The sequence below is a fragment of the Lyngbya confervoides BDU141951 genome, from assembly GCF_000817775.3.
Lineage (GTDB): Bacteria > Cyanobacteriota > Cyanobacteriia > Thermosynechococcales > Thermosynechococcaceae > Lyngbya > Lyngbya confervoides.
Genome location: NZ_JTHE03000105.1, coordinates 1 through 14,624 on the forward strand (window position 1 = coordinate 1; position 14,624 = coordinate 14,624).

The 14,624-nt window shown below is 55.5% G+C and carries 9 protein-coding genes and 1 pseudogene; 4 read left to right on the top strand and 6 right to left on the bottom strand.

The features are described from left to right. Both QQ91_RS18700 and bchM read left to right on the top strand, forming a co-directional pair. Nucleotides 1-549: pseudogene (locus tag QQ91_RS18700) on the top strand (hypothetical protein); the annotation flags it as partial. Nucleotides 550-654: 105 nt separating this feature from the next. Then, nucleotides 655-1,338 carry a magnesium protoporphyrin IX methyltransferase gene (gene bchM, locus QQ91_RS18705; protein ID WP_166283356.1) on the top strand — a complete coding sequence of 228 codons (684 nt, stop codon included), beginning with the start codon at nucleotides 655-657 and terminating at the stop codon, nucleotides 1,336-1,338. A gap of 32 nt (nucleotides 1,339-1,370) precedes the next feature. On the opposite strand, the gene aroF is transcribed toward bchM, so the two are convergent. From aroF to QQ91_RS18735, 6 genes are all read right to left on the bottom strand, one after another. Continuing rightward, nucleotides 1,371-2,429: a 3-deoxy-7-phosphoheptulonate synthase gene (gene aroF / locus QQ91_RS18710; protein WP_166283358.1), complete on the bottom strand. Its 1,059-nt coding sequence runs from the start codon at nucleotides 2,427-2,429 to the stop codon at nucleotides 1,371-1,373. An 89-nt stretch (nucleotides 2,430-2,518) separates the two neighbouring features. After that, entirely contained in the window at nucleotides 2,519-2,977 is a 459-nt protein-coding gene (locus QQ91_RS18715) for a PAM68 family protein (RefSeq protein WP_166283360.1), read from the bottom strand. Nucleotides 2,978-3,037: 60 nt separating this feature from the next. Next, nucleotides 3,038-3,307 (bottom strand): 30S ribosomal protein S15, encoded by a 270-nt coding sequence (rpsO, locus tag QQ91_RS18720; protein ID WP_166283362.1) that lies wholly within the window; start codon nucleotides 3,305-3,307, stop codon nucleotides 3,038-3,040. 125 nt (nucleotides 3,308-3,432) lie between these two features. Continuing rightward, nucleotides 3,433-5,334, bottom strand: coding sequence for a glutamine--fructose-6-phosphate transaminase (isomerizing) (gene glmS / locus QQ91_RS18725; RefSeq protein ID WP_166283364.1), 1,902 nt, complete (start codon nucleotides 5,332-5,334; stop codon nucleotides 3,433-3,435). 69 nt (nucleotides 5,335-5,403) lie between these two features. Further along, nucleotides 5,404-6,066, bottom strand: coding sequence for a DNA replication complex GINS family protein (locus QQ91_RS18730; protein ID WP_166283366.1), 663 nt, complete (start codon nucleotides 6,064-6,066; stop codon nucleotides 5,404-5,406). Between the two features lie 385 nt (nucleotides 6,067-6,451). Beyond that, nucleotides 6,452-9,487, bottom strand: a complete 3,036-nt coding sequence (locus QQ91_RS18735) for an FHA domain-containing protein (protein WP_250833406.1) — start codon at nucleotides 9,485-9,487, stop codon at nucleotides 6,452-6,454. A gap of 129 nt (nucleotides 9,488-9,616) precedes the next feature. Between QQ91_RS18735 and QQ91_RS18740 the strand changes: the two genes are divergently transcribed. Both QQ91_RS18740 and QQ91_RS18745 read left to right on the top strand, forming a co-directional pair. Further along, the gene (locus QQ91_RS18740) at nucleotides 9,617-12,172 is read left to right on the top strand and encodes an AAA-like domain-containing protein (RefSeq protein WP_166283370.1); all 2,556 of its coding nucleotides are present in this window, start codon (nucleotides 9,617-9,619) and stop codon (nucleotides 12,170-12,172) included. 70 nt (nucleotides 12,173-12,242) lie between these two features. After that, on the top strand, nucleotides 12,243-14,624 hold a 2,382-nt coding region (locus tag QQ91_RS18745; protein ID WP_201277501.1), incomplete at its 3' end, for an AAA-like domain-containing protein.

The window sequence follows — 14,624 nt, forward strand, 5'->3', positions numbered from 1 at the left end:
CGGACGACCCCCCAGCTCCAAACCTGGCACCGCCAGATTTTTGCCTGCGGTTCAGCCCTAGGAGGTTATTCTTTACCCCGTTTAGCTGAGCGAGAAGGGCGAATTGCACTCCAAAATATGCTGTTCCAGGCGGAACAGCCGGTCCGATATGATCAACTGAGCTACAGTCTGCCGGTCTGGCCAGGATTTGTGCGGGTGGGACTCACAGAACCCCAAGCCCGGCGACGCTTTCCCTCCGAAACAATGCAGATCACCGTGCAGCGATCGCAAGGATGGGGAGAAACCTGGCTCTTTTGCAAGCTGGTGATGCGCGCAACGGGAGAAATAGTGGGCATTCATCTGGTGGGACATACCGCGCTGCAAAGCCAGGATTTCCTGGAACAGAGGCTAAAATCCCGATGTCACGTGGCAGAACTGGCCCAGCTTGAGCCGAGTTGCGCCCTGCTCAGGGAAGGTTTCCAGGCCATGGCCCAGCGATGGCAGCAAGTTCGAGATCCTCAGGTTCGCGGCCGTTTAGAACGGCAGCTGCGAAGATTGCGAGGTCGCTGAAGGGAGGAGACTGATCCGAATCGTCGCCGCGGCCAAAGAAGTGAGCCATTTTTAGAGATAATAAACCTTTGGCATTGATCCTTCGGTGCATTTTGTATTAGGCCCATGACTGTGACTGACGATAAAACGATTGTTCAAAACTACTTCAATAATGTTGGCTTCGATCGCTGGCGGCGGATCTATGGTGACGGAGAGGTCAATAAGGTGCAGCTTGACATTCGCACCGGCCATCAACAAACCGTTGACACCCTGTTAGGCTGGCTGCAAGCGGACGGAAATCTCGCGGGGCAAAGGATCTGCGATGCCGGATGCGGGGTTGGGAGTCTGAGTATTCCCATGGCAAAAATGGGCGCCATCGTGCACGGCAGCGATATCTCAGAACGGATGATTCAAGAAGCCAGGAGCAGAGCTCAGCAGGAACTGGGGGAGATACCAAATCTGGACTTTTCCGTTCAGGATTTGGAAGCCCTGCGCGGCCAGTATGATACTGTGATCTGCCTGGATGTATTAATTCACTATCCTGATGCTCAAGTTCCGGCCATGATTCAACATTTGAGCTCTCTGGCCCATTCCCGGTTAATTCTCAGCTTTGCCCCCTGGACCGTGGGCTATATGCTGCTGAAAAAGGTGGGTGATTTTTTCCCGGGCCCCAGTAAAGCCACGCGTGCCTATCTCCACCGTCGCTTTGATATTGTGGATATTCTTGAGTCCTCTGGCTGGCACCTCAACCGCACCGCCCTGACGAAAACCAGGTTTTATTTCTCGTACCTTATGGAAGCGCAGCGCTGATTCACTAGCGCTGCAGCCCCTAAGGCCCCTCTTTAAGCCACCGGCGAATAGGTTGCGGGCCACCGTCCTATGGCCTCTCCCACCGTGGCTAGGTCCTGGGTGAGCTGCGTAAACTGGTCAGGGGTCAGGGATTGAGGGCCATCCGAGAGCGCCTTCGTGGGATTGGGGTGGACCTCAATCATGAGGGCATCGGTGCCTGCGGCGATCGCCGCCTTGGCCATGGAAGGCACCAGGGAAGCCCAGCCAGTCCCATGGCTGGGATCAATCATGATCGGCAAGTGGGTAAGCGATCGCAGGACAGGAATCACCGATAAATCCAGGGTGTTGCGAGTATATTGGCGATCAAAGGTGCGAATACCACGTTCGCATAGAATCACATTGGGATTCCCAGCGGCCAGAATATATTCCGCGGCCATCAACCACTCCTCCAGGGTTGCCGCCATTCCTCGCTTGAGCAACACGGGCTTCGACTGGGCACCCACCTGCTTAAGCAGCGCAAAGTTTTGCATATTGCGCGCTCCAATTTGAACCACATCGGCCACTTCTGCCAATCGATCCAGGTCGGCTGTATCCATCACCTCTGTAATGATGCCAAGCCCGGAAACGCGGCGGGCTTCAGCCAGCAGTTCCAAGGCACTTTCCCCATGCCCCTGAAACGCGTAGGGGGAGGTGCGAGGCTTGTAGGCACCGCCCCTGAGAAAGGCAGCGCCTGCTGCCTTAACCCGTTGGGCAGTGTCCACGATCATCTCTTGATTTTCCACCGAACAGGGACCTGCCACCATCACAATGGGGCAGGTTTCCCCAATGGTCACGGTGCCATTGGGCGTTGGAATCTCAATGACGCTGGGCTCACCATGACGAAACTCACGGCTGACGCGCTTAAAGGGTTTGCTGACGCGCAGCACCTTATCTACCCAGTGACTCACATCTTGTACCTGATCGGTGTCAAAGGACTGGGTATCTCCCACCAGTCCAATCACAATATTGTTGGTTCCCACAATTTTTTCCGGCGTTAGCCCCCAGTCCTTCATTTCGTCGGCAATCCGTTGAACCTCCACCTCTGGGGTTCCACTTTTCAAGACAATAATCATGCTTACACCTTCAGTAATCGCGAGTCACACCGGCCATCTCCATCGGCCACATCCATCGGCCATCTCCATCGGCTGTTGCGAGGGAATCTCTACGGTTGGCGACGTTCCTGCCAACTGGTCAGAAGACGCTGCCAATTTAGCTGAAATTCCGAAATACCAAGCCAGCTGCCCGGCTGGTCCTCATCCCAAGAGGCCGAAAGAACCCCATAGCTCAATCCCAGGACGCTCAGGCCCAAAAACAACAGACTGACCAGAATAACGGCAACGTTGGGCAGATCCATCAGATCTTGGGCAATGATCCAGTAGCTGAGGGGAAGCGTGGCTAACCCCAGAAGGGTAGGAATGCCGCAAAACACTACCATACGCTTGGCCATGCGACGGCTGACCACCTCAGGAATGGTGCCCGATTGGGGCGCACGACGCGGTGGATTGGGAGAGAAGCGGGCGGAATTAGAAGGCTTTGGCGCTTTTTTTTGAGCCGATTTTGCCGATTTAGGTTCAAAGGGCAGCTTCTTTGGCGAGGACTGCCCTTGAGGATTGCTAGGCACGGGTTTGCTTAAGGGGAGACAGTGGGCATGATGCCGAAGCTAGGGGTGAAGAAGCGTCGCCTAGCCCCGAATTCCCAGTCGGGAAATCAGACTGCGATATCGCTCCGGATCTTGCTTTTGAACATAGCCTAGCAGGCGCTTGCGTTGCCCAATCATTTTCATCAACCCGCGCAAAGAGGAATAGTCTTTTTTGTTGGCTTGCAGGTGAGAACTGAGCTTTTTAATGCGCTCTGACAGAATGGCAACCTGAACTTCTGCCGAGCCGGTATCGGTTTCATGCACCTGATACTCGTTAATAATTTCTTGTTTGCGTTCTTGCAGTAAGGCCATAGGATATCGCTAACTTCAGCAAACAGTAATTTTAACACGTCTTCCGGGGTCCATGGTTGCCCAATTGCTTCATGGGCCTCAGGACCGAGTATTGGCGCGGCCCCCACGTAAGAGAGGGGCGCCAACTATTCCACCGTAACGCTCTTGGCCAAATTTCGCGGTTGGTCAACGTCTAGTCCTCGCAGCGCGGCGATATGGTAAGCCAAAAGCTGAAGCGGGACGGTGGTTAAAATGGGGGAGAGCAATTCATCCACCTCTGGGACCGGTAGCACCACATCGAAGGTGTGGCGGGCTTCTTCCTCATCCAGGGGCGTGACCCCAATGAGTTGAGAGTCGCGGGCGCGAGCTTCCTGGGCATTGGAGAGGACTTTGTCGAAGACGGTACCTGGCATGGCGATCGCCACCACGGGAACTTTGGCATCAAGCAGGGCAATGGGTCCATGCTTCATCTCACCAGCTGGATAGGCTTCGGCGTGAATGTAGCTAATCTCCTTAAGCTTGAGGGCACCCTCCAGGGCAATGGGGAAGTTAATTCCGCGTCCGATGTAGATAAAGTCATGGGTTTCGACAAACTCGTGGGCCAGCGCTTCTACGTAGCGCTCTTGACTTTCCAGAACTTGCTCAATTTGCGCGGGCAGCTGACGCAGTCCTTCAATGAGGACGCCCAGGCGATCTCGGGAAAGGGTTTGACGCCGGTGAGCCAGATCAAGGGCGAGTAGATAGAAGGCGATGACCTGGGCCACAAAGGTTTTCGTGGCGGCCACACCAATTTCAATGCCTGCGTGGGTATCAATAATATTGGGCACCAAGCGAGAGAGGGAGCTTTCTGGTCGGTTCGTAATTCCTAGAAGCCGAGCTTGAAATTTTTCGCCAACTCCGTTGCGTCGCTGCTTTTCCATTTCTAACGCGGCTAAGGTGTCGGCGGTTTCTCCGGATTGGGTGACCCCAATGGTAAGGGTGTGGGGCATTAGGGGGGTGGGAGCGTAGCGAAACTCCGAAGCGTAATGGACCTGAGTCGGCAGCTGAGCCACCTGCTCCAGCAAGTATTTGCCCACCAAGCCTGCATGCCAGCTGGTGCCACAGGCCACAATTTGAACCTGCTCAAGATTCTCTAAAAGAGACTCCTCCAGGCCCAGGCGAATGGGATAGGGGGAGGACGATGTTTCCTGGGAAGTCCAGTTAATTTCCAGGTAGCTTTCTAAACAGGATCGCACTACCCCCGGCTGCTCATAGATCTCCTTGAGCATGAAGTGCTTAAAGCCCTGTTTTTCCACCATCACCGGGTTCCAGTTCAGGGTCCGAGGGGCCTTACGGAGGCGATCGCCATTAAAGTGATAGACGTGAACCCCAGCGGGGGTCAATTGCGCAATTTCTTCATTCTCAAGGGGCAGCACGACGCGTGTGTAGGCAATCAGGGCGGGCGTATCGGAGGCGCAGAAAAACTCGGAGTCCCCATAGCCAATCACCAGAGGAGCCTGTTGACGCGCCACAATTAGCTCTCCCGGAAAGTCAGCAGACACCACAGCAATCGCAAAGGCGCCCTCTAACCGGCTCACGGCTAAGCGGACGGCTTCGAAGAGGGGGGATACCTGGGTCTGCTTGACTTGATCCTGGCGCAGAAAGTCCGCAATCAGGTGGGGGATGACCTCCGTATCAGTTTCGGAGCGAAAGACATAGCCCTTTTCCCTAAGCTCCGCCCTGAGTTCGCGATAATTTTCAACGATGCCGTTCTGGACAACCGCCAACCGGTCACTTTGATCGCGGTGGGGGTGGGCATTATGCTCCTCAGGTTTTCCGTGGGTCGCCCAGCGGGTATGTCCAATGCCCAAAGAAGCTGGGTTTTCCGATCCGGCCATCTTCTCTTGCAGGGCTTGAAGCTTACCTTTCGCCCGTACACAATTCAGCTGTCCGTCTAGAACTGTGGCGATACCGGCCGAATCGTAGCCGCGATACTCCAACTTTTGGAGGCCAGAGACCAGAATTTCACAGGCAGGTCGATGACCAATATATCCAACAATCCCACACATGGCTGCGCTTGATGAAGAAACGTTGAAGACCAGTCTGACATAGTCCGCAAAGAAATCAAGCCATGGTTCCTATCGGGTTGCAAAGCGAGGGAGCTCAAGACGGGACGGGGTGCGGGTTAGATGGGAAAGGGTAGGCGCTGGATTGTCCAAGGTTGCAGAGGCAACAATAAATGTGGTGAGCTTTCGATAGGCCGAGAAGGCACTTTGAAAGCAGCCGTGGGCCGGCTTAGCAGACCAAACCTGAACCGGGGGAGCCTTGGTGGCCGCTGCGGTAGATCCCATGGGGGCCGCCATGGACTCATAGCCAAAGGATATTAGATCCCCTTTTGGGGGCACAGCTTCCGGCAAGGTCTGGGATGGATCTGGGGCAGGGCCTTGGGACAGAGGAGGAGAAACCCGTCGCCCAAGGTGGCGCTGAAGCTGCATCCGCAGGTCGCCGCAGATGGACCGAACCTCAGCGAGTTCAAGCTGGTGCAGATCCGCTTGCTTTTGCAGCCGCTCGATTTGCTGCTCGGAGCGCGCAAGCAGGGTGTCTCGTTCGCTAACCTGCTGCGTGAGGGAATCAATAACGCTCTGTTGATAAGCCAGTAACTCCTGGGCAGATTGCAGCTGACGCCTCAGAGTTGCCAGATCTGCGGCCTTAGGCGTTGAATCAGGCAAAGGCGCCTCATTCCAGTGACTGTGGGGGGAAAAACGCGCCTCCTCGGGAGGCATACCATCTGGAAAAGTCATAAGCCCGACACCCTGAATACAACGAGTTACACACAGCTCTAGGGCAGATAGTCCCGGTTATGAAAAGAGCTAGCCTGATTAGGTCTGGGCTAACTTACCCGCAAACGCCCTCAAAGCGATCACATAAGGACAGGTTGATTCCAGAAAACAGATCATCAAAGGTGCTGGAAATCAACGGCATCGGCCCATGGAGAACCCCCACAGGGGGTCACCCCCCTCAAGGGATCTCTGATGCATAAAGTCCAATGCGATTAAATCAAATGATCCTGTAAAACACCAATGAGTGTAATGTTTCTTTCCAATTGAGTCTGCCAAACAGAATACAGACGGGAGGCGCGTTTATGGCCTCCATATGGCCTGCATACAGGGTCTTTCATACACAGTGTCATAGGGTGTCTTTGCGTTTTTGATTCCAGGCCAGCAGCCCGATCATCCCCACCATGAGGGCCAATAACCGCAGCCAATGGCCCCACACTGAAATTTGATAGCTCTGGCCTTGATTGCGATACGACCGCTCGAGCAGTTCCTCGGCGGAGGCGATGGCTTTCCCGCGATTTTCTTTCCAAAGGCGAAAATCTTCCTGCCAGCGATCGAGCTGGGTTTGGTAGCGATCTACCCGATTGCTGTAGTCCTCAACCTGCTCAGCATAGCTGCCCGATAGGAGAACCTGTGCAGTTTCAGGAACCGGAGGAGGACTGCCAGGATCTTCGGGTTTAGGAGGTTCTGGCTGATCGACTGCCGGATCGTACTGTTTCCACAGCCCTGGAAATCGACAGCTCTTGAAGAGGTTTGCTCCCAAACAGCGGCAGTCCGTTTTCTGCTGATCGCTCCAGGTCTCGCGCACCGATTCTGGCGTTTGCCAGCAGGGGTCCTCCGCAACCGCTTCGCCGACATTGGAAAGGGTCACCATGGCCTCAAAGGCCCAGCGTGAGACAGTGACTTGACTCAGGGCATGGCCCACCGGTCCCAGCATGCGCAGGGGCAAAATGGAGCCGGCAAAGGTGATTTGCGGCACTAAAAATAGAATGGTTAGCAGCGGTGCCACGCTCTGATTGGGAGACAACGAGGACACCAGCAATCCCATCACCATTCCGCCTAAGGTTGCTAAAAATAGGGTGAGATAGAGGCCAAAACCCTCAGTGCCTGAAATGGGAAAGTCTACGGAGATGAGTTTTGTAATCAGAAAAATCAAGGCTTCGTAGAGCGCAAGCACCACGCACAGCCACAGCTTGGAAAAAATATAGGGAAAAATTTGGAGCCCAATCATGCGCTCGCGGCGGTAAATTTCTGCCTCCTTGACAATTTCTCGCATGGTGGCCAGGCTGCCGACAATGACGGCAATGAGTACCGATACAAACAGAATCGTGAAGGACTGGGCTGGGTCGCCCTGGGCCGGATCAAATAAATCCTTGCGCCACATGGCAAAATCCAGCAGCCCCAGGAGGGGGGCGATCGCTAAAATAACCAGCAGGCTGGCCTTATCTTGAAGCAGCAAGGTCAGGTTGCGCTGGGACAAAATCCACCACTGCCGCAGTCCAGACTTAGAATTGGCCGAGGGCAACTTAAGCCAGGATTTAGCCTGGGTCCGGTGAGAGAGCTGATCTTCAAGGTTTTGCTGGCGATCGCGGATATGGCGCTGATAGGGGTCCGATCGCAAAAATCGTTGCTTCCACTGTTCCGGAGTACTTTCTTCCTCAATTTTGAGATAGATTTCGTCAAAATCCTGGACGCCAAAATAGTCCAGGGCTTCCGCCGGAGGACCATAGAAAGCGACGCGACCGCCCTTGGCCAGAAAGACCACCTTGTCACAGAGCATGACGTTTTTAGTGGCATGGGTTACCAGCACCACGGTTCGTCCTTGATCGGCCAGGCGTCTTAACAGCCGCATCATTTGGGTTTCGGTGCCTGGGTCCAGGCCGGAGGTGGCCTCATCCAGGAAGAAAAGGCTGGGCTGGGTGAGTAGCTCTACCCCAATTGAGACTCGCTTGCGCTGGCCGCCGCTGAGTTGTTTAACTGGCACCGTCTGTCGATGGTGCAGCTCGAGATCCTTCAAGACAGCCTGTACCTGACGCGATCGCTCCTGACGAGAGACATCAGCAGGGAGCCTAAGTCGCGCCGCGAAATCCAGGGCCTGAATGACCTGGAGATCTTGATGAATAATGTCATCCTGGGGAACATAGCCCAACTCCATGCGGTAGGCATTGAAGTTTTTATAGAGATCTTGACCGTTCACACAAACCCGTCCTTGACTGGCTGGCTGATAGCCATTCAGGGCATTTAACAGCGTCGATTTCCCAGCGCCGCTGACCCCCACGATGGCCACAAACTCCCGCGGCAAAATGGCCAGGGAGACCTCATCTAGAATTTGCAGCTTATTCCCAACGCTCTGGCGGAGCTTCAAGGCATCCAAGCGCAGATTGCCGGTGTCGTCCTGCTGAACCAGGGTTTCATCAAAGTTGAAGCTAAATTGATAGGGGCCCACGCGAATGGTGTCGCCCGGACGCAGCTGGCGCGGCTGAACAATCCGCTCATTGTTGACAAAGGTGCCGTTGGACGAGTGAAGATCTTGCACCTGCCAGTCTCCGTCCTTGAGATAGATCTCTGCATGGAAGCGGGAAACCAGGGGGTGATCCAGCACGGTTTGATTGTGAGGATCGCGGCCCAGCGTTAGCTGAACGCGGTTTTTGAGATCCAGGCTTTCTTCACGCTCGATGGGATCTACGCTGGGCAGCACTTGATAGATTAAGGTGACCGCGGGCGGAATGGAGAGCGTCATACCATCCTGGAGTCGCAGATCCTGCACCGGATCTCGCTGATGCTGGAGGGTCTGCGGGGCCTGTAAATTTTTAACCCGATAGGTGGCGCCTTCGCGGGTCAGCAGCAGATGTCGATCGGCAACACCGGGCTCGGTGACCACAATGTCGCAGGTGCGATCGCAGCCCAGGTAAATCTGATCGCCCTGGAGCGGAAAGTCCTGGGTCCATTGGGGACCGTTGACCTGCAAGATCGTGGGGGCATAGTTTGGGGCAACCAGGGTGCCTGGTAGTCGCGAGTCCGTTAGCCGCTTTTCACGAGGGGAGCGATCGCCGAGGCGCTGAAACTCAAAGGTAACCGGTCCTAGCTGGATCAAGTCTCCATCCTGGAGTGGATAGCCGTGGGGGGCAACAATTTGCACCTGGTTCACCCACACCTCGGCGGCGGCGCTTTTGGCCTGGATCACAAACCCGGAATTTTGCCAGAGAATTTCGGCGTGGAAGGGCAAGATGCCCTCTGCTCCCAGGACCAGTCGATGCCGGAGATCGCTGCCGATACTCAGACCCTGCTGCGTTAATTCAATATTCTGTAATCGCCGCCCTGCACCGAGTCGTCGGAGTTTTGCCAACGGCGGTGTTGGATGTTCTGCTGAATTTGCCTGTCCCATCTATGCTTATGTCTGTATAGGCCTATTCTATTGCCTTTTAAACCGTGCTCAGGGTTCTCTGACCCTGGCACCCTCGTCAGAGATTCGTTAGGTTTGATAGCCTTGAGGCATTCGCAAATGAGGGGATTCATGGGTGAAACGGTCCTAAGTGGACGCTATCAAATTCTGCGTAGCCTAGGGGGAGGGAGTTTTGGACAAACCCATTTGGCACTGGATACCCAGCGTCCCCACAGTCCAACCTGCGTGGTTAAGCATCTAAGACCGCTGCGCCAGGATTCAGAGTTCATGGCAACGGCTCGGTCCTTATTTCAGCGAGAAGCAGAGACCCTCGAAAAGCTTGGATGCCACGATCAGATTCCGCGGCTGCTGGCCTATTTTGAAAGCCAGAATGAGTTTTATCTGGTTCAAGATTATATTCCAGGGTCGCTGTTGAGTCAGGAACTGCTGCCCCAGCACCCCTGGACCGAAGCCCAGGCCATTTCATTACTGCAAGATATTTTAGGGATTCTCCAGTTCATCCATTCCCTGGGCGTGATTCATCGGGACCTGAAGCCGGATAATCTGATCCGGCGCCAGAGCGATGGCAAGCTTGTCCTCATTGATTTTGGAGCCGTTAAGCACATTCAAACGGCCTTCAATACGCCTGCGGAGAGGGCAAAGTTTGGTGACACCATCACCATTGGCACGCCAGGCTATATGGCCCCGGAGCAGGCCCAGGGGCGTCCGCGTCCGGGGAGTGATCTATATTCTCTGGGGGTAATTGGGATTCAGGCACTCACGGGACAGGCGCCCGCACAGATCGAGCAAGGTGTTGACGGCAATCTCCAGTGGCAAGCTGCTGAGCCGATTCATCCCAAGTTTCAGGCCATTCTTGAGCAACTGGTGCGATACCATTTCCAAGATCGCTATCAAGATGCGGCGGAAGTCTTGGAGGATCTGAGCCTATACACCCATCCGCCTCGTCTCTGGCAGCGAGTTAAGCATTTGTTCTTAGGATCTAGCCTGGGCAGCCGGGGCCCGGTTGAACTCAGCCGGAGCGGTGAATTGTTGTCCGCTCCCCAGGATCCTGCCCCGGTCAAGCTGGGCACGACCATTCCGCGGGAAACTCCCCCAGCATCGGTGCCCAAAACCCGAGTCGTTCTGAGTGCCTTTAGCTTTTCTGAGGACTGTGAGTTTTCTCAAACCCTTTATAGGCGTCTGCAAGCGGCGGGCTACGACACCTTTATCATTAGTCAAAGCCAGCCCATGGAGGCAACCTGGGTTGCCCAGCTCCATGCGGCTCTGCAATCGTGTGACTATTACATTTTGATCATCTGTCCCCAGACGGTCCATAGCGAAGTGCTGCTGCAGGAGGTGAGGACCGTCAAGGCCATGCAAGGCCAGCAGCCCCACCAGACCCCTCGCATTATTCCCATCCGCGTGGCGCTGCCCTTTGATCAACCGTTAAATTTTGAGCTGCGGGGGTATCTGCAACGCATTCAGCAGTACCTCTGGCGATCGCCCCAGGATACGGAGACGATTTTAGATCGGGTTTTGGGACTGTTGGAGTCCTCCCCGACGACAAATTCCACTGCCGAGATTGCCGGGGCAGCGGCGCCTCCGACGGTGCCACCCCAGCAAAACCCGACCGATGCGTTGCCGCTGCCGGTGGCTGAGCCTGAAATTCCCGAGGGACAGGTGCAGATTGCCTCAGCCTTCTATACGGAGCGATCGCCCATTGAGCGACGATGTACCGAGGTCATCGTCCAGCCAGGGGCGTTAATTCGCATTAAAGCGCCGCGGCAAATGGGAAAAACCTCCCTAATGGCCCGGACTCTGCACTATGCTCAGCAGCAAGGCTGTGCCACGATCGCCCTGAGCTTGCAGCTAGCCGATTCCCAGACATTTCAAGATCTCGACCGTCTGCTGAAATGGCTCTGTGCCACCGTGGCCCGGCGCCTGCGCCTGCCCAACCATATAAAAAACAACTGGGATGACATTTTTGGCAGCAAGTACAACTGCACAAACTACTTTGAAGAGCATATCCTGCCCCGCATTGACCGGCCTCTGGTGCTGGGCTTTGATGAAGTGGACCGCGTGTTCGAAGCCCCCCATATTGCCAGCGACTTTTTCGGACTCCTGCGCGCCTGGCACGAGGAAGCCAAAAACCAGGAGCAGTGGCAGAAACTTCGCCTAATTGTGGTCCATGCCACTGAGGTTTATATTCCCCTGAACGCAAATCAGTCTCCCTTTAATGTGGGGTTGCCCATTGATCTGCCTCCCTTTAACGCCGAGCAAATTGCTCATTTGGCCACCTTACATCAGTTGCCCTGGGGCACCCCAGAAATTCAGCAGATTCAGCGGCTCGTGGGGGGGCATCCCTATTTGGTCCGCCTGGCAATGTATCACCTTTCCCAGGGAGATTTGAGCTTTTCCGAACTCCTGGATCAAGCCAGCGATGAGTCTGGTCTGTTCCGCGATCACCTCCGAGGCTTTTGGTGGAAACTGCAGAAAAATCCGGAACTGGCTCAGGGGTTTCGATCGGTCCTGGAGTCTAGGGAACCGGTGGCCTTAGAGGCCGATATTTTATTCAAGCTCCACAGCCTGGGCCTAATTCAGATGTCGGCAAATCTGGCTCAGCCTCGCTGCGATCTATACCGTCGCTATTTCCAAGCTCGGCTCTCCAACGCCGTCCCTGTGTCCTAACCCGAGAGGGACACTGTTGGGTACTGATCCGCTGCGTTCTGTTCATTCCATTAACCCGGCCTGAAGGTCCATGTCCACCGCTTTGATCGACTCGATTCCTCCCTGGCCTCACCAGCTGTACCAGGTGGGGGGCAGTTTGCCCATTGATGCCCCCACCTATATTCAGCGACCGGCGGATCATGAACTGTATGCTGGGCTTCAGGCTGGAGAATTTTGCTATGTGTTAACCAGTCGGCAAATGGGCAAGTCGAGCCTGCGGGTGCGCACGATGCAGCGCCTAGAAGCAGAGGGCATGATTTGCGTGGCCATCGACGTGACTAAAATCGGCAGTCAAACGATTACCGCAGAACAGTGGTATGCCAGTCTCATTGGGGCCATGGTGCAAGGGTTCGAGCTGCGCAACTGCTTTGATATTCGCTCTTGGTGGCGCGAACACGATGTTCTCACTCCGGTACAGCGCTTTAGTAACTTTATTGACAATGTGCTCCTGCGGGAAGTCGCCCAGCGCATGGTGGTCTTCATCGATGAAATTGATAGTGTCCTCAGCCTAGAATTTCCCACCGATGATTTCTTTGCGGTCATTCGTGCCCATTACAACAATCGGGCAGATGGCCAGGAGGCTCGTCGTCTGAGCTTTGTGCTGCTGGGAGTGGCTGCCCCCAGCGACCTGATTCAAGATAAGCAACGGACACCCTTTAATATTGGTCGGGCGATTGCCCTGGAGGGCTTGACCTGGCCGGCGGCGCAGCCCCTGTGTCAGGGACTGCGAGACTTCACCGCCAGCCCCAAAACCGTGCTCAAGGCAATTTTAGACTGGACCCAGGGACAACCCTTTCTCACCCAAAAGCTATGCAAGCTTTTGAGCAGTACCTCTGCCGCCATTCTGCCGGGGTATGAGGTGGAATGGGTGTCTGAATTTGTGCGCTGTCGCATTATCGAGAATTGGGAATCTCAGGATGAACCAGAGCATCTGCGCACCATTCGTAATCGTCTCCTCACGGACGAAAAGCGAACTGGGCGGCTGCTGGGCCTCTATCAGCGCCTGGCCCAGCAGTATGCTCAAGGCTCGACTCAGGGGACCGTGCTGCTCTCTACCGTGGCTTCCCGGATTCCTGCCGATGGCAGTCCAGAACAAATAGAGCTGCAGCTTTCGGGTCTCATTATCCAGGTGCAGGGCCAGCTTCAAATTGCTAACCCTATCTACGCCCAGGTGTTTGACTTAGCCTGGGTCGAGCAGTGTCTTCAAAAGTTGCGTCCCTACGCAGTGAGCTACCAGGCCTGGGTTGCCTCCCAAACCAAGGACGAGTCACGCCTCCTCCGGGGGCGAGCCCTACAGGAAGCCCTCGACTGGGCCAGGGGTAAAAGCCTCAGCGATTTAGACTATCAATTTCTCAGCGCCAGTCAGAATGCGGCGACGCGCACCATTCAACGACGTCTGGATACCGAGCGGCAAACCACCCAGGCGGTGATGGAGGCCAATCAGATTCTGACCACAGCCCAGCGGCAGGCACGGCGGATTATTCAGCGATCCCTCGTGGCGCTGGGGGCTATTTCCCTCGTTTCCCTGTTCGCCATTGGCCTGGGAGTGCGGACGGGGCTGAACCTGCAGGAGTCTCGGCGCAGTCTGGAGTTTGAGCAGGCGGGGGTGACAACCCTTCAGCAGTTCGAGACTGATGAAATTGGGGCGCTCATTGCGGCCCTCAAGGATGCCAAAGGTCTGCGAAACACCATTTCTCCTCGACGAACGCTGGACACCTACCCAACCGTTAAGCCTCTGTTTGTGCTGCAGTCCATTCTGGATGAAATCCGCGAAAAAAATGCCTGGTGGGGTCATCCGGCTCCGATTGCCCATGCGGTTTTCAGTCCCGATGGGCGATCGCTCCTCACGGCGGGCAAAGATGGCTTTGTGCGGCGCTGGTCTCGTCAAGGGCAGCTGGAGCTGGAGTTTCCGGTGAATCCCGACGGTGTACGATTCGTAGATTTTTTATACGCAGCGGGCGGATCCTCGGGGCGCATGATTACCCTGACCCCAACGGGCGAGGTTCGCCTTTGGAACGACAAGGGGCAGCCGCTGGGGCCGGTACTGATGACTGTGGGGCCGGTGGTCAGCGTCCGCAGTTTTCCGGAACTGCGGCAGTTAGTTGTGCTATCCCTCGGGGGACAGGTGTCTGTGATCAACGGGGATGGACAGGTGCAACAATCGTTTCCCATCTCGGTGGCGTTGCCCACCAGCATCAGCTACAGTCCCAGTAGCCAGGTCTTGGTAACCGTTAGCCAGGCGGGGAATATCCAAACCTGGAACCAACAGGGACAGTTGCTCAAACAGTGGCCCAGTCGCCTAGAGCAGCCGCTCCCCCTGCACAGCGTCCAGCTAGTCCCGCCAAAGCTCGGTGCGGGTCAGTCTCCTCACTCGCGAAACTTGGAATTTTTTACCGTGGGCGGTGACGGGATT

Coding starts and splice junctions, on each gene's coding strand:
- aroF (WP_166283358.1), bottom strand. CDS start 2,429: ATGATTATTGTCTTGAAAAGTGGAACCCCAGAGGTGGAGGTTCAACGG.
- QQ91_RS18730 (WP_166283366.1), bottom strand. CDS start 6,066: ATGACTTTTCCAGATGGTATGCCTCCCGAGGAGGCGCGTTTTTCCCCC.
- glmS (WP_166283364.1), bottom strand. CDS start 5,334: ATGTGTGGGATTGTTGGATATATTGGTCATCGACCTGCCTGTGAAATT.
- rpsO (WP_166283362.1), bottom strand. CDS start 3,307: ATGGCCTTACTGCAAGAACGCAAACAAGAAATTATTAACGAGTATCAG.
- QQ91_RS18740 (WP_166283370.1), top strand. CDS start 9,617: ATGGGTGAAACGGTCCTAAGTGGACGCTATCAAATTCTGCGTAGCCTA.
- QQ91_RS18735 (WP_250833406.1), bottom strand. CDS start 9,487: ATGGGACAGGCAAATTCAGCAGAACATCCAACACCGCCGTTGGCAAAA.
- bchM (WP_166283356.1), top strand. CDS start 655: ATGACTGTGACTGACGATAAAACGATTGTTCAAAACTACTTCAATAAT.